21 protein-coding genes are annotated in these 24,286 nt (G+C 59.6%); 18 read left to right on the top strand and 3 right to left on the bottom strand.

Annotated features, from left to right (window positions below):
• Positions 1-20 precede the first annotated feature (20 nt).
• The 10 genes from B8V81_RS06170 to B8V81_RS06125 all read left to right on the top strand — a co-directional run bounded on the left by B8V81_RS06170 (position 21) and on the right by B8V81_RS06125 (position 10,840).
• On the top strand, positions 21-707 hold the full coding sequence (locus B8V81_RS06170; protein ID WP_180968386.1) for a S1C family serine protease: 687 nt from the start codon (positions 21-23) through the stop codon (positions 705-707).
• A gap of 63 nt (positions 708-770) precedes the next feature.
• Positions 771-1,115 carry a YlbF family regulator gene (locus B8V81_RS06165; RefSeq protein ID WP_028599112.1) on the top strand — a complete coding sequence of 115 codons (345 nt, stop codon included), beginning with the start codon at positions 771-773 and terminating at the stop codon, positions 1,113-1,115.
• Positions 1,116-1,546: 431 nt separating this feature from the next.
• Positions 1,547-1,873 carry a glycoside hydrolase family protein gene (locus tag B8V81_RS06160; protein ID WP_180968385.1) on the top strand — a complete coding sequence of 109 codons (327 nt, stop codon included), beginning with the start codon at positions 1,547-1,549 and terminating at the stop codon, positions 1,871-1,873.
• 101 nt (positions 1,874-1,974) lie between these two features.
• Positions 1,975-2,250 (top strand): hypothetical protein, encoded by a 276-nt coding sequence (locus tag B8V81_RS06155; protein ID WP_101807972.1) that lies wholly within the window; start codon positions 1,975-1,977, stop codon positions 2,248-2,250.
• Between the two features lie 100 nt (positions 2,251-2,350).
• Complete coding sequence (locus B8V81_RS06150; protein WP_101807971.1) at positions 2,351-2,539, top strand: YjfB family protein; 189 nt, start codon at positions 2,351-2,353, stop codon at positions 2,537-2,539.
• A gap of 373 nt (positions 2,540-2,912) precedes the next feature.
• Entirely contained in the window at positions 2,913-4,106 is a 1,194-nt protein-coding gene (locus tag B8V81_RS06145; RefSeq protein WP_101807970.1) for a GntR family transcriptional regulator, read from the top strand.
• A gap of 147 nt (positions 4,107-4,253) precedes the next feature.
• Positions 4,254-5,234, top strand: coding sequence for a carbohydrate ABC transporter permease (locus tag B8V81_RS06140; RefSeq protein WP_101808238.1), 981 nt, complete (start codon positions 4,254-4,256; stop codon positions 5,232-5,234).
• Positions 5,224-6,144 (top strand): carbohydrate ABC transporter permease, encoded by a 921-nt coding sequence (locus B8V81_RS06135; protein WP_101807969.1) that lies wholly within the window; start codon positions 5,224-5,226, stop codon positions 6,142-6,144. Before B8V81_RS06140 ends, B8V81_RS06135 begins: the two co-directional genes overlap by 11 nt.
• An 85-nt stretch (positions 6,145-6,229) precedes the next feature.
• Positions 6,230-7,702 carry an extracellular solute-binding protein gene (locus B8V81_RS06130; RefSeq protein ID WP_101807968.1) on the top strand — a complete coding sequence of 491 codons (1,473 nt, stop codon included), beginning with the start codon at positions 6,230-6,232 and terminating at the stop codon, positions 7,700-7,702.
• A gap of 120 nt (positions 7,703-7,822) precedes the next feature.
• A complete protein-coding gene (locus B8V81_RS06125; RefSeq protein ID WP_101807967.1) occupies positions 7,823-10,840 on the top strand; it encodes an alpha-mannosidase in 3,018 nt (1,005 codons plus the stop codon).
• Positions 10,841-10,919: 79 nt separating this feature from the next.
• On the opposite strand, the gene B8V81_RS06120 is transcribed toward B8V81_RS06125, so the two are convergent.
• The gene (locus tag B8V81_RS06120; protein ID WP_219623311.1) at positions 10,920-13,757 is read right to left on the bottom strand and encodes a GxGYxYP domain-containing protein; all 2,838 of its coding nucleotides are present in this window, start codon (positions 13,755-13,757) and stop codon (positions 10,920-10,922) included.
• A 286-nt stretch (positions 13,758-14,043) separates the two neighbouring features.
• Entirely contained in the window at positions 14,044-16,080 is a 2,037-nt protein-coding gene (locus B8V81_RS06115; RefSeq protein ID WP_101807966.1) for an amidase family protein, read from the bottom strand.
• A 224-nt stretch (positions 16,081-16,304) separates the two neighbouring features.
• Here B8V81_RS06115 and B8V81_RS06110 point away from each other — a divergent pair, with 224 nt between their 5' ends.
• From B8V81_RS06110 to B8V81_RS06075, 8 genes are all read left to right on the top strand, one after another.
• Positions 16,305-17,651: a DRTGG domain-containing protein gene (locus B8V81_RS06110; RefSeq protein ID WP_052333287.1), complete on the top strand. Its 1,347-nt coding sequence runs from the start codon at positions 16,305-16,307 to the stop codon at positions 17,649-17,651.
• Positions 17,652-17,788: 137 nt separating this feature from the next.
• Entirely contained in the window at positions 17,789-19,138 is a 1,350-nt protein-coding gene (locus B8V81_RS06105; protein ID WP_101807965.1) for a right-handed parallel beta-helix repeat-containing protein, read from the top strand.
• Positions 19,135-19,791 (top strand): nitrous oxide reductase accessory protein NosL, encoded by a 657-nt coding sequence (locus B8V81_RS06100; RefSeq protein WP_101807964.1) that lies wholly within the window; start codon positions 19,135-19,137, stop codon positions 19,789-19,791. The genes B8V81_RS06105 and B8V81_RS06100 overlap by 4 nt, the downstream gene beginning before the upstream one ends.
• Before the next feature lie 3 nt (positions 19,792-19,794).
• Positions 19,795-20,613 carry an ABC transporter permease gene (locus tag B8V81_RS06095; protein ID WP_101807963.1) on the top strand — a complete coding sequence of 273 codons (819 nt, stop codon included), beginning with the start codon at positions 19,795-19,797 and terminating at the stop codon, positions 20,611-20,613.
• Positions 20,606-21,358 carry a heme ABC exporter ATP-binding protein CcmA gene (gene ccmA, locus B8V81_RS06090; protein ID WP_052333284.1) on the top strand — a complete coding sequence of 251 codons (753 nt, stop codon included), beginning with the start codon at positions 20,606-20,608 and terminating at the stop codon, positions 21,356-21,358. Before B8V81_RS06095 ends, ccmA begins: the two co-directional genes overlap by 8 nt.
• A gap of 66 nt (positions 21,359-21,424) precedes the next feature.
• Positions 21,425-21,553 (top strand): hypothetical protein, encoded by a 129-nt coding sequence (locus tag B8V81_RS25960; protein ID WP_276203377.1) that lies wholly within the window; start codon positions 21,425-21,427, stop codon positions 21,551-21,553.
• Between the two features lie 2 nt (positions 21,554-21,555).
• A complete protein-coding gene (locus B8V81_RS25130; protein ID WP_052333283.1) occupies positions 21,556-22,065 on the top strand; it encodes a TlpA family protein disulfide reductase in 510 nt (169 codons plus the stop codon).
• 948 nt (positions 22,066-23,013) lie between these two features.
• Positions 23,014-23,688: a hypothetical protein gene (locus B8V81_RS06075; RefSeq protein ID WP_028599100.1), complete on the top strand. Its 675-nt coding sequence runs from the start codon at positions 23,014-23,016 to the stop codon at positions 23,686-23,688.
• Between the two features lie 103 nt (positions 23,689-23,791).
• Here B8V81_RS06075 and B8V81_RS06070 read toward each other — a convergent pair whose 3' ends face one another.
• Positions 23,792-24,280 (bottom strand): FixH family protein, encoded by a 489-nt coding sequence (locus B8V81_RS06070; protein ID WP_028599099.1) that lies wholly within the window; start codon positions 24,278-24,280, stop codon positions 23,792-23,794.
• Positions 24,281-24,286 lie beyond the last annotated feature (6 nt).

Raw genomic sequence — 24,286 nt, 5'->3', positions numbered from 1 at the left:
CAGGAAAGGAAGTTCAAGCGATGAAAAAAGGATGGATCGCCGTCCTGGCTCTAGCCGCCGTGCTGGCGGCAGGGCCGTATGCGGCAGGCACGACGCAGGCGGAGCGGCAGGCGCCGCTGGCGGCCGATGACAGCTACCGGCTCGCCTCGAGCGCCGTGTTTTACCTGAGGGCGCTTGGAGCCGACGGCGCCGTCGGCGCGACGGGCACCGGCGTGCTGCTCTCCGCGAGGGGCGATGCCGCGACGGCCTATCATGTCGTGAAGGGCGCGGCGAAGCTGGAGGCGGTGCTCGCGGACGGCAAGACCGTCTCGCCGGTGAAGGTCGTCCGCTACGACGAGCGGACCGATGCGGCCGTGCTGGAGCTGCCCGCTCCGAAAAGCGGAGGCGGCTATCCGTTCGTCGCCCGCCGCGCGGAGAAGCTGGAGCATGGCGACGCCGTCTATGCGATCGGCTATCCGCTCAAGCAGACGCCGATCGTGACGCAGGGCATCGTCAGCAGCCCGGACGCGGTCGTGAGCGGCCGCAGCCGCGTGCTGATCGACGCCGCCATCGCGAGCGGCATGTCGGGCGGTCCGCTGCTCGACGAGCAAGGGCGGCTGGCCGGGATCATTTCCGGCTCGCTGCGCACGATGGCCGGCATCCATCTGGCGGTCGGCATGGCCGATCTGAACGCTTTGCTGCCGGACGGCTTGCGGACGGCGGACTGATTTTTGCTTGGCGGGGCGGACGGGTGGTATGATGGGCTCAGCCATATCGAAGGAGATGAAGCCATGAGCGTATACGACAAAGCTTACGAATTGGCCAAAGCTCTGGAAGACAGCCACGAGGCGAAGACGATGCGCGCCGCGCGCGCGGCCGCCGACGCCGATCCCGACGCCCGCCGGATGCTGTTCGATTTTCAAAAGAAGCAGGTCGATCTCCAGCAGCGGATGATGAGCGGCGAGGAGCCGTCGGCCGACGAGCTGGAGGGCATGAGCCGCCTGTACGAGGTGCTGAGCCTCAATCCGCTCGTGCAGAAGTATTTCGAGGCGGAAAAGCGCCTCTCTGTCGTCGTCGAGGACGTCAACCGCATCATCGGCAATTCGTTGCAGTCCCTGCTTCTCTCTTCCGAGTAGACCAATGACCGGAACCGGAAGCTTGGCGGCCCATCTCCCTGCCCGGGGGGAGCGGGCCGCTTTTTTCATGCCGGGAGGAGAGTCGAGCCTCTAACGGGACAACGGCGGCTTTTCAGTGCGATGCGCTGAACCGTATCATAAATAAGTGTAAGTTTTTTTGCGGAATTCCTTGCGGGCATGAATTTGTATATTTGTGTGTAGAATTTGGGCTACGAAAACGCTGGAGAGGTCCATCAGGTTATCGCTTTTTGAGTGGCCTCGATGGTTATCGCCTCGATTCCGATGATCATATAACCGTTTGCGCAATGAAAGGAAGGGGATCACCATGCAAGCGCCATTGTTCAGAGATCCGATCTACGACGGAGCGACCGATCCGACGCTCATCTACAACCGGGCGGCGGGGGAATGGTGGCTTGTGTATACGAGCCGGCATGTGGTATAAGGACGAAGGGAACGGCTCGGCCACCTATGCGGCGGACAGCGACGACCTGTACGAGTGGAAGCCGGTCGGTGCCGCGCTATCCCATCGTGGACACGAAGGGCCGAACGTGTTCCGCTTTAAAGGCAGCTATTGGATGATTGTCGACGAATGGCGGGGGCAGGGCGTCTTCCGGACCGACGATCTGGAGAGTTGGGAGCCTCAGGGCCTGATTCTGGACGAATCCGGGCTCCGCGACGACGACGCGGGCTTCGGCCATCATGCTGATGTCGTCGTGTCGGGCGACGAGGCGTTCGAGCTGAATTTGAAGGCGGAATAGCAGCTCAAGGTCCCTGGTCTCTGCCCCTCTTCAAGCAAGAGCATGTTCTTCCATCCACCCGCATACAGTGGAAGAGACAAGCCAAGGGGAGGAACAGGGCGATGAGAAAGTGGAAGCACGGCATCTATCTGCTCGCCGCGCTCGGCATGCTGGTCTATGCGCTGCCGCGGCTCGAGCTGAGCGGCGCCTGGACGGCTGCGACCGTGTTCGGCATCATGTGGTCGGCGCTCGCGATGCTCGTCATCGCGGCCAACCTGCGGGCGCTGGCGAGCGACCGCGAGCGGGAGCGGCGGCGGATCGCGGCGATCCGCCGGCAGCAGGCGTACAGCCGCGAGCAGGCCGCCGCCCGCCGGCGCTCGGCCCGGCGGGGCGGCTGACCCGACGCAGGACGAGCTTGCCGAGGTGTCGAAAACGGGCTCTCGAGCCGATATGTTCCATAGTCCGCCCTTGAGGAGGACGAAAGGAGGCTGACGGCCCATGAGCAGCGTCTCGCAAGGATTGGCCGCTTCGGCCGCGATGACCCAGCATGCGCTGGCAATTGCGGTCGGCACCGGCGTCATGAACATCTCCAAGGACATGTTCGAGCAGCAGGGGCAGCAGCTGGCGGAGATGATCCGCCAGGCGCCGCATCCGACGCTCGGCGGCTCCTTGGACATCAAGGTGTAGGCCGCATCATCCAAAAAGAGCCTCGCCCCGGCCGGAACGGCTGGCGGCGGGGCTCTTTTTTTATATATTCCCAGCTTGCAGCGAGTCCATGCGGCTTGGCGTGAGCGTGCGGCGAAGCTGCAAGCTGTAGTGAAATCAGCGCTGCGGCTCGTGATGATTGCCTTTTTTAAAAGAGAATTCTTTCGGTGAGGGATTAGTAGATCGTGTATCCGAGCGGGAGAACGACAGCAGAAGGCCTTGTCATGCGGTCTTTTCGACGAGGGGATAATATCAGGGGAAAGGGCGTCTTTTTTTTTCGTATATGCAAGACCTGTTGACTAAATGCTATAATCGATATAATTTGGTAATATAAAAGGTAAGGAGAAAATCGCATATGCAAAATGATCGAGCGCCATTGTATGTTCAAATCCAGCAATATTTCAAAAACCTGATTCATCGTCAGGAATTGAAGAGCAACGATAAAATTCCATCCGAGAAGGATCTGATGAAGCAATTCAACGTCAGCCGGATTACAGTAGCCAATGCGTTGGTGCAGCTGGCGAAGGAAGGTTGGATCTACCGCGTGCCCGGCAGAGGAAGCTTCGTGAGCGAGCGTATTGGCGATTTGATCGGCGGACTGTCGGAGGAGGGCTTGTCCGAGACGGATATCGTCACGCCGGATTATCCGATGACGGCGGGAGGGCAGGCAGCCGCTGTCGGGCGAACGATCGGACTGATTTTGCCGGAACTCGCGGATCTCTTCGCCCTTCGTCTCATTGAAGGCATCAGCCGCAGGCTTACGGAGAAGGACTACCGCTTGCATATCGTGATTACGTCCAATTCGATCGACAGGGAGAAGGAAGCGATCCGGAGCCTGCTCCATTTCGGCGTGCAAGGACTGCTTATTTTTCCCTGCGATGCAGAGACGTATAATGAGGAGATTTTGTCGCTGAAGGCCACCGGATTCCCGTTCGTGCTCATCGACCGCTACTTGGCCGGCATCGACACGAATGTCGTGCGCAGCGACGGGCTAATCGGGGGCAAGCGGGCGGTGGACTATCTTTGGGAGCTTGGACATCGGGATATTGCGATCTGCTCGGATTCCATCTTGCCGACAATTACGGTCGAGGACCGCATTGCTGGCTATATGGAGTCGCTCAAGCATCACGGCGCGTTGATCAATCCTGCCTTGATCCTGACGGATTTTAATGTGGATTATAAGAACGCCGACGAGACCCATCCTTTGTATCGCTTCGTCAGGAACCGGATGGCAACCGCCTATGTTACGCTTAATGGCAGGCTCGGCATTCATATCGCTTCGATCTGCAGGAGCCTTGGCCTTCGAATTCCTGAGGATGTTTCGATTCTAACCTTTGATGATCCTTATTCAGGGCTTGCTGAGGATGGCTTCTATACTCACATCTCCCAATCTGAGACGACGATGGGGGAGAAGGCTGCATCCATATTGACGGATGTCATCGAGAGACAGCAAGCTCGGGAGCAATATGTCAAGACGGTGCTGGCTCCCGAATTAATCGTCCGACATTCCACCGCTTCGGTATCGGAGCGAGAGAGCAGCAGAGCCTAACGAACAGAGCCTGCATAAGAGCTGCATGATGCAGCTCTTTTTTTATTGACATATTAGATATATTCAATATTTACATAAGGTTTTTTTCCGTCTATAATAAGGAACATCCGATGTAATCAATTGTTATAGAGAATGGGGAGATGCGCAATGCAGCGGATTACCGCTGAAGGAGTGGCGGAAGACAAATCATGGAGTTCGTGGAAGCGTTTTATGAAGAGGCGAAAAGATGCCTTGCTGGCTGCGGTTATCTTGACTCCGCTGATCGGGTTCTGGCTGATCGTCAACGGATTCCCGACGTTGTTTGGCTTCGCGCTAGGCTTCTTCAACTGGGTCGGGCTGAACGATCGGCCTTCTTTCGCAGGGCTGGACAATTTTATCTCCTTTTTCAAGGACTCTTTGTACACGGGAGCGCTATGGCGGTCTATTTGGATCGGAGCCCTTGTCACTATCGTAACGCAAGCAGCGGGGTTCGGAGCAGCTCTCCTGATGAACATGCCGCTATTCGCAAAGGGGTTCTACCGCACGATCTGGTACATTCCGGCAGTGACGTCTACAGTAGCGACGACCCAGATTTTCAACCTGCTGCTGAGTCCAAACAATGGCATTATAAACAACATCCTCATTTCGCTTGGCAAGGAGCCGATCGTCTGGCAATACTCGGTCGGCTGGAGCATCTTCTGGATCGTCGTGTATTCGGTCTGGAAGGGCGTAGGGGCAGCGTCGCTTCTCTGGCTGGCCGGGCTGCAGTCGGTCGATCCGACGCTATATGAGGCGGCAGAGGTCGATGGGGCCGGCAGAATGGCTCGTTTGCGGCATGTGACGATGCCCGGCCTCAAGCCGATTGCGACGTTTATCTTTATTACAAGCCTAGTGGCGGCCATTCAGATTTATGAACAAGTTTTGTTCATTACCGGAGGCGGACCCTACAGTCAGACCGAGGTTCTTGTGCTTCGGATTTATCGGGACGGCTTCTGGGACTTCAACCTGGGCATGGCCGGGGCTTCCTCGCTCATTATGGCCGTTCTGGCGATGTCCATCACTATGATCTACTACCGATGGTCGTCCAACTCCGACCGCCGCGCCACAATCCCGATCAAAGGAGGGGGAGCAAGCCGTGATGGCAAGTAAATCCCGTTCGACTCGTACAAAAGGCACCGCCTCCCTAATTTTCGCTCACGCCGTACTGCTGGGCTTCGGAGCCGTTCTGCTATATCCGCTAGTATTTATGGTGCTGGCCGGATTCTTTACGAATGCGGAGTTCAACGGCACGGTGCTGGGGGCATTCCCGATACCGGAACGCCCGACGCTGGCCAATTATAAATCACTTGTGTCCGGTACAGTAACGGCTGAGGTCACGAAGTACATGTGGAACACGATATTGCGCACGGCTTACTCGACCTTCTTTGCGGTGCTGACCTCGTTTCTGGCCGGCTTTGTCTTCTCACGGCTGAAGTTCAAGGGCAGGGACATCTGGTTTCTTGTCCTGCTGGCGACCCAGACCATTCCTACGACAATCTCGATCATTCCGACTTATTTGGAATTCGCCCGTTTCCCGTGGGCCGGAGGCAATGATATCTTTGTCGGCGGCACCGGCATTCTGAATACTTGGTGGGTCTATCTGATTGGCGGTCCCGCAGTGAACATCATGGGGATGTTTCTTGTCAAGCAATCGCTCGAGAAAGTCCCGATCGAGCTGGACGAGGCGGCCAAGATGGACGGAGCAGGGACGCTTCGCCTCATGTTCCAGATTCTGTTCCCGCTTCAGCTTCCCGTTATCGCTTATATTGCTATTACAACTGCGCTGGGGACCTGGAATGACTTTATTACGCCGTTCTTCTATACGAGCAGCGACAGCCTTCTGACGCTTCCGGGCGCGATTGCCCGTCTCTCATCCATCAGTTCCGGAGCCGGAGGAACGATCAATTACCCACTCATCATTACGCTGGGCTTGGGGAATACGATTCCCGCTGTGCTGATCTTCTTTTTCTTCCAGAGGTATATTGTTCAAGGGCTTGCGAATAGCGGCGTGAAGGGTTGAACGAAATAAAACATATTGAATATGTTATTAATATGTGATATGTTTTAATGGTGAATCGCTACTTTACTCAAGGAGGGTCTATAGGATGAAAAGCAAAAAAAGTTTGTTGGCTATCAGCGCATTGATGGTAGCGGTAGGATTGTCCGCATGCACCAACAATGGGAACGGCGGCAATAACGCGGGATCGAACGCTTCCGAATCGGGCAGCGTGTCGTCCGCATCTCCTGCCCCTTCTGCCTCTGCGTCGAAGCCGGTGGAGATCAAAGTGTTGACAGAGGGGTCTGTGAATGTCGGCACGGGGGTGCTGAACGACAGCCTGCTCGAAACCAAAAAGAAAGCGCTTATCGCGGATGAGACGGTCAGCCCGAGAGTGCAGGCATCCGACTTCAGCTATGTCAAAGGCCAGTCTTACAAATCCAGCCTGTATGCCTATTTTTACCAGAATATCATTAAAGATAAGATGGCGGAGAAAAACATTTCCGTGAACATGGAAGACTGGGGCTGGGGGGAGACTCTTACCCAGAAGGAAACGGCCGGCTTCTTGGCCGGCAATATCCCGGATGTTATCGTAGGCGAGACGCAGATGCCAGGCTTCGCTATGCAAGGTCTGCTGGAGCCGTTCCCGGACGACATGGCCGAAGAGATTCGCGAGAACATTGCTCCTGCCGCCTGGAAGCCTATGGAGGTAGGCGGCAAAATTTACGGCTTCGCGGCGCAGCCGGGAGTCAGCAGTCTGTTCTGGAACAAAGCGCTGGTCAAGGAAGCCGGCATCGATCCGGATAAAGCTCCTGAATCGTGGGACGAATTACTCTCCAACATCAACAAGGTAACGGAAGCAGGAAAAGGCAAATTCTATGGCGGCGGTGTTTATGCCGGTCCAAATGCGGGCGGGTACCTTCGCTACGGTCCGCTGCTCGTCATTAATAACGGAGGATTCATCGATGCGGAGGGCAATCCGGCGTTCAACAGCGATGCCAACATCAAGACGGTCGAATTCCTCCGCAGCTTGTACGCCAACCACCCGGCAGGGTTGATGGTGAGCCCCGAAGAGGGCCCTTACTTCGATGCGTTCAAGAAGCAGCAGACAGCGTATATCATTGATGGTCCTTGGCGGGCTTCCGAGAGCGTCGCGCTCGGAATCGACTACGGAATGGCTCCGATTCCATTGTCCGAGGGCGGTCAGGCCGGCAATATCACAATCGGCGCCGCGTTTAATGCAGTACCGAAGAACGCGAAGAACAAGGAAGCCGCGTTCGAATACATTCGTGCGTTGTACAGCGATGAAATTCAGAATCTGATCGCGGACGGCGATCTTCGTTCTCCGGTCAAGAAGTCGGTTGCCGAGACGGCGGAATATCAGGCCGCGCATCCGGCCATGTACCTGCACTATCAAGCCATGAGCGGAAACGTTCAAGGGCTGCCGACCTTCAAGAACAACGATTCCAAGGTGTGGCAGCTGTTCGGAGACGCGATTACCAAGGCGGTCATGTCGAACGGCGACATCAAGGCCACTCTCGACGACGCTCAGGAGAGAGCGGATAAGGAAATCGGCAAGTAGGTCCGAGAACGATAATAAGGAACACATTGGTTGACGCAACAGAATAGGGATAAACGAGCGAGAGTGCGACAATGTCGCGCTCTCCCTTCGTTCCCGCCATGTTTAAAGGGGAGAGCCGACATGCCGCAAGAAATTGTAGAAGTCATGATGGAAAGAATTAAACAAACGAAGGAACGGCTAAGTGAACGGATCTATCGCCCTCTCGTTCCGCTTGCAGTGGAAGCATGGGTTACGCGAGAGCCGGTGCCTTTCGCTGAACGCGAAACGGGCAGTTATCGGAAGCTGGAGCCCGGAGATCGTTGGGGAGACCTGTGGGATTGCGCCTGGTTCCGCTTCAGAGGCGTTGTTCCGGCTGAGGCCCAAGGACAAAAGATCGTGCTCTTGATCGATGTAAACGGCGAGCTGTGCGTTGTCGATGAAGCGGGCACCCCGCGGCAAGGCCTGACGAACGTGAACTCGGAATTCGAGATGAAGCTCGGGAAGCCGGGCAAGCGAGTCGTGGAGGTGGCCGACGCCTGTTCCGGCGGAGAAGAGGTCGATTTGTGGGCGGATGCAGGCTGCAACGATCTGTTCGGACTTTATCGAAGCGGCACCTTGAAGGAAGCGGATATCGCGGTGTGCAATGAGGCCATCCGCAGCCTGTACTATGATTTCGAAGTGTTGCTGGAGCTGGCCGAGCAGGTTCCGGAACGAAGCTCGCGACGGGCGCGAGTAATGCGCAAGCTACATGAAGCCGCTCTGACGCTGACCGATCCGACGGGCGAAGCGATTGAGCGGGCGACGGCGCTGCTGGCCCCCGAGCTGCGGCGGCGCGGCGGCGATGCGGAGCTGCAGGTCAGCGCGATCGGGCATGCCCATATCGACCTGGCCTGGTTGTGGCCGATCCGCGAGACGATTCGCAAGGGAGCGCGCACCTTTTCGACTGTGCTGCGAAATATGGAGAAATATCCGGAGTATGTGTTCGGAGCCAGTCAGCCCCAATTGTATCAGTGGATGAAGGAGCACTACCCCGAACTGTACGCTCAGATCAAGGAACGTGTTGCGGAAGGGCGCTGGGAAGTTCAAGGGGCCATGTGGGTCGAGCCGGACGTGAACATACCCGGCGGAGAGGCGCTTGTTCGGCAGATTCTGTACGGCAAGCGTTTCTTCCTTCAAGAGTTCGGCGTGGAGACGGAGACGCTCTGGCTGCCGGATGTGTTCGGTTATACGGGCAGTCTGCCGCAGCTCCTGGCCTCCTCCGGCGTTCGATACATGATGACGCAGAAGCTGTCATGGAGCGTGTACAATCAGCATCCGCATCACAGCTTTATCTGGGAAGGGATCGACGGCACCGGCATCCTGACGCATCTTCCTCCCGAGGACACGTACAATAGTCCGGCCGCACCCCGCTCGCTCGCCAAGATTGAGCGGGATTATCTGGACAAAGGCGTATCTGGCCATGCATTGATGCTGTTCGGAATCGGCGACGGCGGAGGCGGTCCGGGAGAAGAGCATCTGGAGAGGCTGTCCAGGCTAAGCAATCTGTCCGGCCTGCCTCCGGCAAAGCAGGAAACTTCGCTGGCCTTCTTCCGGAAGCTTGAGGAGGAGGAGCCGCTGCTTGAGCGGCATCGCGGCGAGCTGTACCTGGAAAAGCATCAGGGGACGCTGACGACCCAGGCCCGAAGCAAGCGCTATAATCGGCTGATGGAGCTGGCGCTCCGGGAGACGGAATTCGCGGCGTCGCTTGCGCTGGCATTAGGCGGAGAAGGCTATCCGGGCGAGATGCTGGAGCGGATCTGGAAGGAAGTGCTGTTGTATCAGTTCCACGACATCGTTCCAGGCTCCTCTATCGGGCGAGTCTACGACGAATCGCTGGAGCGGTACGAGGTTCTGTACAAGGAGACGCTTGAGCTGCAGCGCGAGGCTTACGTGAGGCTGGCCGGACTTTTGGGCGCGAACGGAGAACCTGTCCTCTTCAATTCGCTCCCCTGGGAGCGGGAGGAGTGGATTGAGCATGAAGGGGAGTGGCTGGCGGTACGAGTGCCGTCGATGGGAGGCGTTCGCCTGACGGAAGCTTCTCGCGAGCTGCCGACCGCATCCATGCCGGTCTGCGCGGAAGGAGTGCTGGAGAATGATCGGCTTCTTGTCCGCTTCGCGGCCGACGGCAGCCTGTCATCGGTTTTCGACAAGGCGGCCGGACGCGAAGCGCTGGCGGCGGGAGGGCGCGGCAATGTCCTTGCTGTCTTTCATGATCTGGGGGATGCCTGGGACTTTCCAAGAGATTATCGCCAGACGACGGCAGGGGAGATCAAGCTGAAGCAAGCGGATTTTCGCCTGGAAGGCCCTCGCGCAGTCTCCAGGCAGGTCTACACGTATGGACAGTCCGAAATCCGTCAGACCGTCAGTCTGGCTGCGGGGGCAGATATGGTCGTCTTCGAGACGGAAGTCGACTGGAGGGAGTCGGGCAAGATGCTGAGGACCTCCTTCGACACCTCGATCAGAGCTGATATGGCGAGCTGCGAGATTCAATTCGGCTATCTTCGCCGACCGACCAGCCGCAATACGCTGCATGAGTTCGCTCGAGACGAGGTGTGCGCTCAGCGCTATATCGATCTGTCCGAGTCGGACTTCGGCGTCGCCCTGCTGAATGATTGCAAGTACGGGCATCGCACAGAGGGCGGCACGCTCGATCTGAACCTACTGCGAAGCCCGTCCTATCCTGATCCGAACGCCGATCGGGCCACTCATCAGTTCAAGTATGCGCTCATGCCGCACAAGGGCGACCATGTTCGGGCGAATGTCGTTCGCCGCGGCTATGAATTCAACGTTCCGCCGGTTGTTCTGTACGATAGCCCCGCTGCCCGGCCGGGAGCGACGAACGGCGAAGGCTTCCGGTCCTGGTTGTCGATCGATAGTCCTGCTCTAATCATTGATTCCGTGAAAAAGGCGGAGGACGGAGACGAGCTTGTTCTTCGCGTTTATGAGAGCGGCGGAAGTCCGGTTGCCTGCGCAAGGTTGAGCATCGGATTTCCTTGCGCGGACGCGTGGGCGTCCACGATCATGGAGGAGAGGGGCGAGAGCCTGTCTATCAAAGATGGCCATGTAGAGCTGGAATTCCGTCCGTTCGAGGTGAAGACGATCGTTCTTCGTTGTCAGTGAAGATAGGAAAGAGGATCCATGCGGAAGAGGCTGTCTCTCAAACGAGAGACAGCCTCTTTTTCATGCCGCGTCCTACATTTTAATGAATGGTGATCTTGTCGACGGTCAGGGTGGCCTTGTCCTCGAAGCGTACGCGATACTCGAGCTTGTGTCCAGGGAAGTCATTCACAAAGTCGAGCGTGAAGGTCTGGTATTCATTCGATGCTGCGAATTGCTGGCGCAGGATCGAGGTTGTGGCGATCGATGCGCCTGTTGTCGCATCGTAGACATCCAGAACTGCCACGGGATCGTTGCCGCCTCCGTTGTTGTCCACCTTCAGGCGGAATGCGGCTTTGTGCGTTCCGACAGGCACATTCCCATCGTATGGACCGTACAGCATATGCCCGCTGTTGTCCTGCGAGGGAGAGGCTTGCCAGCCGTCTGCGACGGCGCGGCCGACTGCATGGCCGACGACGGAGCCTTCCGCTTCATACTGGCCGATGCTGCTCGTGATCGTGACCTTGTCGATGTTCAATGCCGAATTGTCGTGATAGTAGGCTCTGAATTCCAAAGCGTGTCCAGCCGCATGTTCGAACGCAAGGCTGAAGTTCTGGTACAGTCCGCTCGCCTTGAATTGACTGCGGTGCAAGTCGATCGAAGAAAGAGTCTTTCCGGTCGTGTTGTCGCGAACATCGAGCGTAAGCACCTTATCATTATTGCCTGCCAGAGAGTCGATCTTGATCCGGTATGTCGCCGTCAGCGGGCCTTCGGGATAGGAGGTCGCGTAAGGTCCCCAAAGCATAAAGCCGGCGTTGTCCTGGAAGACGTTGGCCGTCCAGCCGTTGTCATCTGAGCGTCCAACGCTGTGGTTGAACGGGGAGGAAGCATAGCTGGTATCCTCCGCTTCAAGCCGGGCTATCAGCGTGTCCGGATCGACCGGCAGGCCGTTGTGCTCCCGCATAAGCTGGAAGTAGGTATCAGTGCGCACGAACTTGTAGTCGGAGTTATGAGCATAGTGGTTCATCGCAGCGACAAGATCTTCATAGTCGGTCTGCCAAGGATTCGCCTGAATCGAAATGAATCTTGGAGACTGTCCATCCCAATTCGAGCTTGCCTGCGCAATCTCATTAATCAGGGAGTCCGCAGAATCCCCATACGTTGCATTAAGGTTCTGAGCAGGCATCAAGTTGTTGTAGACGGTAATGCCGCCGCCTCCTTGCTGTGTCGTCACCCCTAGCAACGAAGGGGCGTAATCGGCGAAGCTGTTGCCGACGTTGCCGTTGATTCCTCCGTTGATATAGTTCCAAATGGTCGCGACCTTGAGCCCGGCGCGGCTCATATAATCGTTGGATTGGGCGACGAATTGATTGAGATAGGTCTGATTGCTCCAGAAGTTAGGGTAGGTGTATCCGATGCCGCTTGGCCCCGAGATGAACACGTCATTTTCGGTCGCGGTATCGTAGTAATAGTTCAGCACACCCGGCATGGCGTCGAGCATAGCGGGCGATATCGTCCAGCCGAGCGGAACAGTCCCGCGGCTGGCGCTGTCCCAAAGTTTGCGGAAGCGATGCTCCATGTACTGAAGGTTGTCCCCGTCGCTCATAATGAAGCTGACATAGATTTTATTCTCGAGAGGAATCTTGTTAGGCATCGGCTTGACGGCCATCGTGCGCGAGGTGCCGCTGAATACGGTCAAATTGCTGGACCAGTCCGAAGCAACAGTCGATATCCCGTATTCCGACACGCGCTGTACGCCGGATGCTTCATCCGCCCACCAGCCCATATAGGCGGAGCCTGCGGGCATATCGCTCAGAAAATCGCGGAGTAAAGCGTCTTCTTCGGCAATTCTGGGGTCGAGCCAAACGACTGAAGCTTCAATAGCGGAGGCATAGTCACGGAGATACCCGGCTACGTTCGAATTGAGACCGATTAAAACCCGATGGGTCGTCTGCGGCCAATAATGGTCTTTCAGATAGCGGTAGACTTGCAGCTTGTTCGTAAAGTCGCCTCGAAGGTCTTCGAGAATCGGCAGATTATAAGGCGCGGAGGTCAGAGTCGCGACAAGATCCGGCGCCGCTACGATGCCGTTCTGCAAGGAGGCGATCGTCGTGGCCAGATTCAACGTGTCGGGCACATCATAGTCGTACACGACAATGCCGCTGATCTCGCTTCGGTACTTGGTCAGGAGCGACCATTTGTCGGAGACGCTCGCATATCCGAGGCCAAGCGAGTCGGCCCATGCGTATTCTCCCTCTTCTCCGCCAAGCGTATAAATGCGAGGTTGGCTTTTGGCCAATACCCCTTTGAGCGAGGTGAGCAGATTGGAAGCATCGACCAGGCTTCGCGGCGTCGTGCCGACGCTGGAGAGGCTGACGAGCGAGGTGCCGAGCCAGCGGACCCTGAATTCCAGCGCATGGCCGGCTGTGGCGTTATGGTACGTCAGCTCGAAGCGCTGAAAGGAGCCGGCGCCTGTCCACTCATGACGAGTGAGCGTTCGAGAGGCCAAAACCTGATTCGTCGTATGGTCGAACACATCGATCGTCGCCACGTTGTCATTGTTGGCCGTATTGTTGTCGACCAGCAGATTGTAAAAGGCCGTGTTGATGCCGGTCGGAATATCGGTCGCATAGGGACCGTAGGCCATCAGCTTGCCTGCCGTATCAATTGAAGTTTTGGCCGTCCAGAAATTCTGGTGATAGCGAGATTCTGCTTGGCCCGTCTCATGCAGAATTTGGGTTCCTGTCGCGCTATAAGAATATTCGGTCTTGAGATCGACGGCGTCAAGCGTCGCCGCTGGCGATGACAATGAGGGCAGCAGCTGCGAGGCCGGCCAGGACACGGAAGCGTAAGAGGAAGAAGCACCAGCGAAGGCCATGCAGAAGCCGAGCAGAATGGATACGGACGTACGGAAGCTTTTTTTGAATATTTTCTTCTCCATCGGAGAATCTCCCTTCGATTTATAGATTTCGGTCAGAAGCTGACCGAGCGAACAGCGATAAGTCCCTCCTTTCTAATACTAGACCGAAATGTAAGCGTTTGATCGACTCAATGACATGTTATATATATTTATTATGTTAGTCAATATATCTTTTTTCACTGGCGGCCCATGATCTGATTTCTCTTCCTCGCAAAAAGAACCTGCGCCGATCCAAGGATCTGGCGCAGGTTCTTTTTTGATTTATTGAAGCTCCGCCCATGCGAAGCTGCAACGTTCAGCAACGGACCTAGATGTGCAGAAATCCTGCCCACCACGATTGATAAAGCTTCAAATACAGGGCGTTTCCGGCTTCATCGACTTCTTTTTGCGTGGCGAAGTTGCTGCTGTAGGCAGCGGCAGCGGCATCGTAGGCATCGCCGCTTACGCCGTTCGCGGCTGCATCGTCGAGGAGCTGCTTCAGGCGGGTTTTGACCGCCATGCCCGGCGCGATCCGCGCTTGAGTCGCTTGCTCGAAGGCATATCCCATCTGAATGAGCTGCTCTTCTGTAAAAGCGTCGCCGGTAATTTGCAGGTTGACCGGCTCCCCGTTGCTGCCTTCCGCCGTGCGGTAAGAGGCCGGCAAGGTGATGCTTGGATAACCGGCTTTGGCGGCGATGCCGGTCGTGGCGCCGTTCAAGCCGATAAGAGCGTCCAGCTTGTATTTGTCAAGCAAATAGTTGATGCCGTTTTTGCGGGAGTAGGCGATATCGGCCGCCCGATCCTTTTCGTAGCTTGCATAATCGGCGGATCCAGGCGTCATGTCGTAGGCGACCGACTCTTCCAGGATGCTCTGGCCGTATTTCAGGACGCTTAGGTTTTTCTTGTTGTAGTCGATGACATCCTGGAGGCTTTTGATGATCGTTTGTTTGTCGCTCGCCACAATCGGGTTTTTCTGCGAGCTCAAGTAATGTTCGATATCCTGCTTGAAGTCGTAGTAAAGCACCTTCGATGCCGGAGCCGCCGGCAGCTCGCTGCTCATGCCGGCGCCGTTGGCGCCATACACGATGGAGGCTCCCTGCGCTTGCAGCGTCTTGATCGCCTCGGTGAACGCCTTGTACAGATCAGGCTGAGTCTCCTGATTGGGAATGCTGTATACGCCGAGCACTTTGCCTTTAAGCCCGTCCTTTTTCAGGTAGGCCGTATAGTCTTCCATGCGGGGAGCCAGGTACGATTCGTCGACGACAATTTCGTTGTCTACGCCCATGTTGATCGGAATGTCGCTGGCGTCATAGCCTTGAATTGCGGTGAGCAAGGACGCTACATCAGCGACATTGCGCCCCATGGGGCCGGCTGTATCCTGGCTGTGGGCCAGCGGGATGATGCCGCTGCGGCTGACGAGTCCTACCGTCGGCTTCAAGCCGACCAGGGAATTCCGCATCGACGGGGAGAGGATGGAGCCGGATGTTTCCGTGCCGATCGTTATGGCGGACAGCGCGGCGGCGCCGGCCGAGCCCGAGCCGGATGAAGAGCCGGACACATCGAGCACTCCGGGCAAGTAAGGATTGAGAACTTGTCCATTGAGCGTCGAATAGCCGTTCTTCATGCCGCGGGTAATGAAGTTGGCGAACTCCGACAGGTTCGTCTTGCCGAGGATGATCGCGCCGGATTTCTTCAGCTGCGCCGCGACGTAGGAGTCGTCGGCGACGAAATTGTTGGCGAGAGCTATTGAGCCTGCCGTCGTCGGCATGCCGTCCGCGTCATCGGTTCCGATATTGTCTTTTATGAGCACAGGGATGCCGAACATGCCCGCTGCTTTGGACGGATCAGCCTTCACGGCCGCATCTGCGGCTGCCGCCAGCTTCAGCGCATTGGGATTCAGGCTCGATACGGCATTGAGTTGAACGGTATGGGTGCTGTACAGATCGATTCGAGAAAAATACATTTGGAGCAGTTTTTCGTAAGAGAGCTTGCCGGATTTGACCATCGCCTGGATGTCGGAGATCGTTGCTTTTTGCAGGTCGATCGTGAGCGTGTCGATCGCGACCCGCAGCTGAAGCCGGGTCTGGTCGATGTTGAAAACAGGGCTGTTCGGAGTGAGGTTGCTTACCTTCGAGAGGGCATGCTTGACTTGCGCCGCATACTCGGCCGGGTAATCGTTCAGCTGCAGCTTCTTCGCTTCTTCGACGACGGCCTTCAGCCGGTTCAGGGCAGCTGTCGTTGTTGCCGCTTCTTCGAACACTCCGTTGTCATTCAGGGCATAAGCCGGCAGGACGCCTCCCAGCAGCATTGCAGCGAAGGCAGGAACACCTAACAAGCGACGGTAGCTCTTTGTCTTCATCCCCATGCCAAAACAACCCCCTATGTAATGAATTCTTACACGAGGGATCTTAGTGCATATCGATTGACTTGTCAAAGCATTTTTAGAGCCTTTGCATGTACGAGGTCGAAGCGGGTCTTCGCGAATATCGCCTGCGGCAGGCGAGCGCGCAAAAGACAGCGCCCGCCCGATTCGCTATAATCAAGGGAACAAAAGAAGCGTCAGCGAAAGGAAAGGCGGAAGAACCTCTCATGCCACCCGATAACCATCCCCCGTCGTCGCTTGAGACGATGACCAAGCACGAGCAGCTGATCCGGCACATCGAGGCGCTGGAGCCGGGCACGCGCATCTCCGTGCGCGGCATCGCCCGCGAGCTCGACGTCAGCGAAGGCACGGCGTACAAGGCGATCAAGGAGGCCGAGGAGCTCGGCGTCGTCGCCACCAAAAAAAGGATCGGCACCGTCCGCGTGCACCGCTCCCGGCGGGGCTCGCTCGAAGGACTGACGTTCGGCGACGTCGCCGACATCGTCGAGGGCCAGCTGCTCGGCGGCTCCGGCGGCCTGCAGCGGACGCTGCACAAGTTCGTCATCGGCGCGATGGAGCTCGATGCGATGCTTCGCTATATTAATGAAGACAGCCTGCTCATCGTCGGCAACCGCGAGGAGGCGCACCGGCTCGCGCTCGAGCAAGGGGCGGGCGTGCTCATCACCGGCGGCTTCGATACGAGCGACGAGGCCAAGCGGCTCGCGGACGAGCGCGGGCTGCCGATCATCGTCTCGCGGCATGATACGTTCACGGTCGCCTCGATGATCAACCGCGCCATGTACGACCGTCTCATCAAGCAGAAAATCGTGCTCATCGAGGACATCATGAGCTTCGCCCGTCCCGCCGACGTGCTGAAGCACGGCGATACGGCGGCCGACTTCCACCGGCTGGCGGGACTGACCGGCAGCTTCCGCTTCCCCGTGCTCGACGAGCGCGGCCGCGTGAGCGGCATGATGACCGCCAAGGACGCTGCCGGCTCTGAGCCGGACGCGCCCGTGGAGCGGCTCATGACGCGTCATCCGATCACCGCCGCGCCCAACATCACGGTGACGTCGGCCGCGCATACGATGGCCGCCGAGGGCATCGACCTGCTGCCGGTCGTCGACCGCCACCGGCGGCTGCTCGGCGTCATCACGCGCCAGGAGGTGCAGGAGGCGATGCGCATCACCGGCCGCCAGGGCGAATCCGGCGAGACGTTCGACGAGCTGATCCTGGCCGGCTTCAAGCCGGACGGCAGCGCCAAGGGCTTCCGCTACGCCGGCGTCGCCGCCGCCCAGATGTCCGGCATGCCGGGCACTGTGTCCGAAGGCGTGCTCTCGACGCTCATGCTGCAGGCGGCGCGGCGCATGGTCCGCGAGAGCGGTCGAGGCGACCATATGGTCGAGAGCGTGACGACGTATTTCTTCCGTCCGGTGGCGATCGACGCCGAGCTCGTGCTGGAGCCGGCCGTGCTGGAGCTGAGCCGCAAAAACGCCAGGCTCGAGATCGAGCTGTCGGATCCCGGAGGCGTAGCCGCCAAGGCGATCCTGTCGATGCAGCTGATGGACGGCTAGAAGCGCTCTTCGCCGCCGCGGCTTTCGTTCGGGATTTCTTCACAGGGGATAGCTCCAACGGGTCATGCCGCGCCGCCCGCGGACGATTATGCTGGAGTCAGGCGCCAAGGACGCGCATCGACGGAAAGGAGGAGAGGATGATCGGCAAAATCGCGTATCGCCTGGCGCTGGCCGCCGTCCTCGCGGTCGGCGCAGGCGCGGCAGGGCCGATCCCGGCATCGGAGGCCGCCCAGGCCGAAGCGGGAGCGCTGCAGAAGCTGATCGACGAGGCGCCGCATGGAAGCACGGTCGTGCTGCCGGCGGGCGATTATGACGGGGAGCTCGTCGTCGACAAGCCGCTCGTCGTGCAGGGCGAAGGCGTCACGCTCCATAGCGGAGTAGCGGACACGCCTGCGGTCGCCGTCCGCGCGGACTTCGCCTCCATCTCCGGCCTGTCGATCGTCAAGGACAGCGGCGGCGAGGCGGCGGCCGTGCTCGTCGAGGGCGACGGCGTCCGCGTGGAGGGGCTGCGCATCGTGACGAGGACGATCGGCATCCAGCTGCAGGAATCCGACGGCACGGTCATCCGGAACAATGCCGTCGAGGCGACGCCGGAGCTGCTCGGCCGTTCCGCCCGCGCCTCGGAGCGGCGCAACGGCATCGACTTGTACCGGTCGCACGGCAATACGATCGAGAACAACCGCGTCAGCAGCATGTTCGACGGCATCTACCTGGAGGGCAGCAACAATACGGCCGTCCGCGGCAATGTCGTGGACTTTTCCCGCTATGGCGTGCATCTGATGTACACCAAAAACACCGATGTGGAGGGCAATCGCGGCTCGCATAACGTGACCGGCATCATGGCGATGGTGTCGCGCGGCGGGACGATCGCGGGCAACGCCTTCAAGCTGCAGAAGGGGAGCGTCAACTCGCAGGGCATGCTGTTCTACGAGGTCGAGGACATGCAGGTGACCGGCAACGAGCTGGTCGGCAACCGCGTCGGCCTCTACATCGAGCGCTCCGCGAACAACGTATGGACGGGCAACGACGTCTCCTACAACTTCGTCGGCATCCAGCTACTCGACTCGGCGGACAACGAGCTGGCCGGCAACCGCTTCGTCTCCAACGTCATCGAGACGATGGCCGACGGCAGCGCGGGCAACCGGATCGAGGGCAACTACTGGGACGCGTTCCAGGGCCTGGACCCGAACGGAGACGGCAAGAGCGATCTGGCCTATCCGATGAATCCGTTCTTCCAGCGGCTGACGAAGGATACGCCGGCGTTCCAGCTGTTCTTTCAGTCGCCGGGCATGAAGTTTCTCGAGGGCCTCATGGCGGCCGATTCCGCGGACTGGACCCGCGACCGCGCTCCGCTCATGAAGCAGCCGGTCCTCGCAGGCGCCGCGGACTCCGCAGCGCCTGCGGCGGGAGGGGCGACCGCCGCGGCCGGAGCGGCGCTGCTGCTGGCGGCGTCGACCATCATTATATTGGGGGTAAGGAAACGATGACAACAAAACGATGCCTGAGCCGGACGCTGCCGCTGGCGGCGCTCCTGACGCTGCTGCTGCTGCTGGCGGCCTGCGGCTCCAAGGACTACGGTCCGGTGCCGATCGACGAGTCCGTCGACAAATGCGCGATCTGCAACATGACCGTCAAGGACGACGCCTTCGCGACGCAGCTGACGACGACGGAGGGCAAAACGTTCAAGTTCGACGATATCGGCTGCATGAACGACTGGAAAGCGAAAAACGCCGCGGCGAAAATCGGCGGAGAGTACGTTCGCGACTACAACGACAAGGAATGGATCGCATACGCCGACGCGTACTACGTCTATGACAAGGATCTGAAGACGCCGATGGCGTACGGAATCGTCAGCTTCAAGGACAAGGCATCGGCCGAGGCGTTCGCCCAGGAGCAGGGCAAAGGGCAGCTGCTGACGGCGGCCGAGCTCGGCAGCCACGGCTGGGAGCAGAACATGGACATGATGGGCATGGGCGAAGGCCACTCCCACGACGGCGACGCGGGCGAGAGCCATGGCGACGGCATGGACATGAGCGAGAACGCAGGTCATGAAGGCGGCATGGACATGAGCGAGAACGCAGGTCATGAAGGCGGCATGGACATGAGCGAGAACGCATCCAATGCGGGCTCCGGCCACTAGGCGATGAACGCGGTCCATGTCGCCCGCAGGGAGATCAAGCTCGGCTTCCGCAACCCGTGGTCCTATTCGTTCCTCGTGCTGTTCACGATCTTCTCGCTGCTGCTGCTGCTGATCGGGGCGCAAAGCCCCGGCGGCGGCTATACGAGCACGACCGGCTCGATGCTCAGCCTGATCCTGTACCTGCTGCCGCTCATGACGCTGCTCATCGGCAGCTTTTCGCTCACGGCGGAAAAGGAAGAGGGCAGCTGGCAGCTGCTTGCCGTCTATCCGCTGCGCACCTCCAGCTTCGTCTTCGGCAAATATGCCGGCCTGTCGCTCGTGCTTGGCGCGATCGTCGCCTTCGCCTTCGGCGCCAGCGGAGTCGCGGGCGCGCTCGCGGGCGGCGGCTTCGACCTGCGGACGCTGCTGCTGTTCCTCGCCTTCTCGCTGCTGCTCGTGCTGCTGTACCTGGCCGTCGCGCTGCTGATCGGCACCGTGGCGGCGAATCGCTGGCAGGCGCTGACGTATGCGGTCGCCTTCTGGTTCTTCACCGTCATCGGCTGGCCGACGCTGCTCATCGCCGTGCTTGGCTACTTGCCGTATCTATGGATCAAGCCGGCGCTGACCGCGCTGACGCTGCTCAATCCGGCGGAGCTGGTGCGGCTGTTCGTCGTCGTCCGGCTCGGCGGCGGCTCGATCCTCGGACCGGACTATTACCGCTGGGTCGAGGTGATGGCGGGAGGCTGGGGACCGCTGCTGTTCGCGGGCATCTGCCTCGCCTGGATCGCCGGAGCCGGCGGCATCGCCGTCTGGGCTTGGGAAAGGGGGCGGCGTCATGGCTGACGCAACGAAGCCGCTGCTGCGCGTGGAGCAGGTCGGCAAAACGATCAAAAGCCAGACGCTCGTGCGGGACATCTCGCTGGAGCTCGGAGCGGGCCGCGTGCTGGCGCTGTGCGGCGGCAACGGCGCAGGCAAAAGCACGCTGCTGCGGCTCGTCATGGGGCTGCTGCAGCCGACGTCCGGCCATGTAGAGGTGGACGGACTGCGCTGGCAGCAGGATCGGCGAGCTTATGCGGACAAGCTCGGCTACATGCCCGACGACTATACGTTCGCGCGCGGCCTGACCGCATGGGAGACGCTGCAGTTCTGGGCGTCGCTGCGCGGGCTGCCGAAAAGCCGCACCGAAGAGGCGCTGGTGGAGGTCGGCCTCGCGGACATGCGGGACCGCAAGGTGACGGCCTTCTCCAAAGGGATGCGGCAGCGGCTGCTGTTCGCCCAGGCGATGCTGGCCAAGCCGCCGCTGCTCGTGCTCGACGAGCCGACGAACGGGCTCGATCCGTACTGGATGGACTCGTTCGTGGAGCTTGTGCGCAAGCTGCGCTCGGAAGGCCACTCGGTGCTGTACTCCACGCATCAGCTCCCGGTCGCCGAGGCGAGCGCGGACGAGGTCGTGTTCATGCGCGAGGGCTCGGCGGTGCGCCAGGGCTCCGTCGCGGAGCTGCTGCGGCAATACGGCAGCGGCGGCCTGCACGCGGCCTTCACCGACAGCCGCCAGGCGGGCGGCGCGGCAGAGCGGGGGCAGACGTGAGCGCTTCGTCGGAGGAGTATCGCGACCGCACGGGCGCCGGGCCGGCAGGCGGCGAAGGAGAGGGCGGTGGCCCGAACGCCGGGCGTGAAGGCGGCGAAGGAGAGGGCGGTGGCCCGATTGTCGGGCGTGAAGACGACGGAGGGGCGGACGGTTCTGTCCGTCGGCCAAGGCGCAGGCGGGCGGCAGCCTGGCTGAGCTTGCTCGTCTTGGCGGGAACGGCCGCAGCTATCGGCTGGCTGCTGCTCGGCGGCGCTCCGCGAGCGTCCGACGGGCGGATCGCGGTCGGCGAGCCGGCCCCGGCGATCGAGGCGGCGCTGCCGGGGACCGGAACGCGGCTGCGGCTCGCCGACTTTCGGGGGGAGCCGGTGCTCGTCCATTTTTGGGCGACATGGTGCGAGCCTTGCAAGCGCGAGCTGCCGCGCATCGACTTGGCTGCGGCCAAGCTGGCGGAGCGGCCGCAGGGGAGCGGCGCGGTGCTTGTCGTCAACGTCGGCGACAGCCGCGCTACGATGACGGAGTTCGCCGAGGCGAGCGGCATCGCGCTGCCGCTCGCTTCCGACGCTGCCGGCGAGTCGGCGGGCGCGTTCCGCGTACGGGCGCTGCCGGCCTCGTTCATCATCGGGCCCGACGGCCGCATCGAGCGCATCGTGCAGGGCGAATTCGCCAGCGCGGACGAGGTGCTGGATGCGCTGGACGCGGCGCGCTAAGGCAGAAGCTCTGTCCTGACGGTTCTATGCTTTTTTTTAGATCGGCATCGGTCCGGCGGATGAGGGAGTCGAGAGTGCCTTGGTTGGTCGCAACCAGCCGGGTCGACGCCGCGAGGGAGTCGAGAGTGCCTTGGTTGGTCGCAACCAGCCGAGTCGACGCCGCGAGGGAGCCGAGAGTGCCTTGGCTGGTCGAATCCAACCTGGTCGACGTCACCAGGGAGTCGAGAGTGCCTTGGCTGGTCGGAACCAGCCGAGTCGAAGCCGCGAGGGAGTCGAGAGTGCCTTGGTTAGTCGGAACCAGCCGAGTCGACGCCGCGAGGGAGTCGAGAGTGCCTTGGCTGGTCGGAACCAGCCGAGTCGACGCCACAAGGGAGTCGAGAGTGCCTTGGTTAGTCGGAACCAGCCGAGTCGACGCCGCGAGGGAGTCGAGAGTGCCTTGGTTGGTCGGAACCAGCCGGGTCGACGCAGCGAGGGAGTCGAGAGTGCCTTGATTGGTCGTAACCAGCCGAGTCGACGTCACCAGGGAGTCGAGAGTGCCTTGGTTGGTCGGAACCAGCCTGGTCGACGCCGCGAGGGAGCCAAGAGTGCCTTGGTTGGTCGGATTCAGCCGAGTCGACGCCGCGAGGGAGTCGAGAGTGCCTTGGTTGGTCGCAACCAGCCGAGTCGACGCCGCGAGGGAGTCGAGAGTGCCTTGGTTGGTCGCAACCAGCCGAGTCGACACCGCGAGGGAGTCCAGAGTGCCTTGGCTGGTCGCAACCAGCCGAGTCGACGCCGCAAGGGAGCTGAAATTGCCTTGGTTGTTCTTATTGCCGAAGCCGGCATAAAATGGTAGAGTATTTCCATAGAAGAATAACCGTGACGAAGAACGTCCTGTTCGATTGCCTTCCCCATTTAAGATGGGCGAGGGGCAATCAAACAGGACGTTTTTTGTTGAAAAGGAGGAGCGTCATGAAAGGACTCGCTGAGTTTCAATCGGCTCACGCTTTATGGCTTCAAAAGCATGTCCAGTCTCGATCCGGAGAGAGAAAGGATCGCCTGCTAAGAGGACACGGCCATGGGGAGAGGCTCTTTCTCGAGCGTGTCTGGTGGCCTATGTTCGGCCATTTTGACGGCCTGCATCCGGAATATGAGGTGCGTGACTGGCGAGGCTCGCCTAGCTTTTTGGATTTTGTCTGGTTTCGCGGCGCATACCGGTTGAATTTCGAAATCAAGGGCTACGGCCCGCATGTCCAACAGAGCGACCGCACAAAGTACACCCGGGAGCTGCTGAGGGAAATGAATCTCTATGGACTCGGCTACCGGACGGTGTCGGTTCCCTATGACGCGCTTGCCTCCGAGCCGCAGCTGGTCCAAAGCCTTCTTCAAGCCATCCTGTCCCGACTTGACCTTTCATCCGGCTCCGAGCGTCGCTTCTCTCCCATTGAGGCTGGCTTGCTGCAGGTTGCCCGGAGAACGGACGGATATCTATATCCGCATCGAGCAGCTGAGCAATTGGGAATTCATACAAAAACGGCCCAGCGGTACATGAGGAAGCTGGCAGCAGAAGGATGGCTGGTTCCCGTCCAGAAAGGAACGAGAGTTTGCCGCTACTGGCTTCCCGCATGGAAGGACGATGTAACCTGATCTAAAAAAAGCCTGCCTGGCTTGTGAGGCCAAGCAGGCAGGCTTTGGATGGCCGGACCGTGCGGTGTCGAGGATTCCCGCCCGTTCCGCGTCGATCCGCCGCTCAGTGATGATGTCCGGCTGGAGCCGGAACTGCCGCAGCGGCGCCGGCTTTTTCCATCTCGGCCAGCGCCTCGACGGCTTCGGAGCCGATCGCGAAGCGCTTGGACGGCATGATCTCGTAGTCGGCCGAGACGCCGCTGAACTTGATCCGGTAGACGCCTTCCGGGCCGATGGCCTGCACGAAGGAATACGTTCCGGGCGCGGTCTTCTCGGCCTGCGCGGTCACCGGAGCGGACGAGCCGTCTTCGGGCCACAGCTGGAAGCGCGCTTGATAAAAGCCGTCATAAGGCTCGCCGTTCTCCTTCACGACGATGGCGAAGCGGCCTTCCTGGCCTTGCTCCAGCTGCTCCGGCAGCTGGAGATCGACGGTCAGATGGGGCTTGAAGCCTTTGTCGTCAAGCCCTGAAGTGTCCGCCTGGCAGCCGGCGAGCAGCATCGATGCGCCGGCCAGCAGCGCGCTGGCGGCGATTGCGATCCGATTTCGTTTCATTGTCGT

It is taken from the genome of Paenibacillus pasadenensis, assembly GCF_002864175.1.
Classification (GTDB): Bacteria; Bacillota; Bacilli; order Paenibacillales; family Paenibacillaceae; genus Paenibacillus_O; species Paenibacillus_O pasadenensis.
Note: the sequence above shows the minus strand (reverse complement) of the source record. Positions and strands in the feature narration are given on the sequence as shown.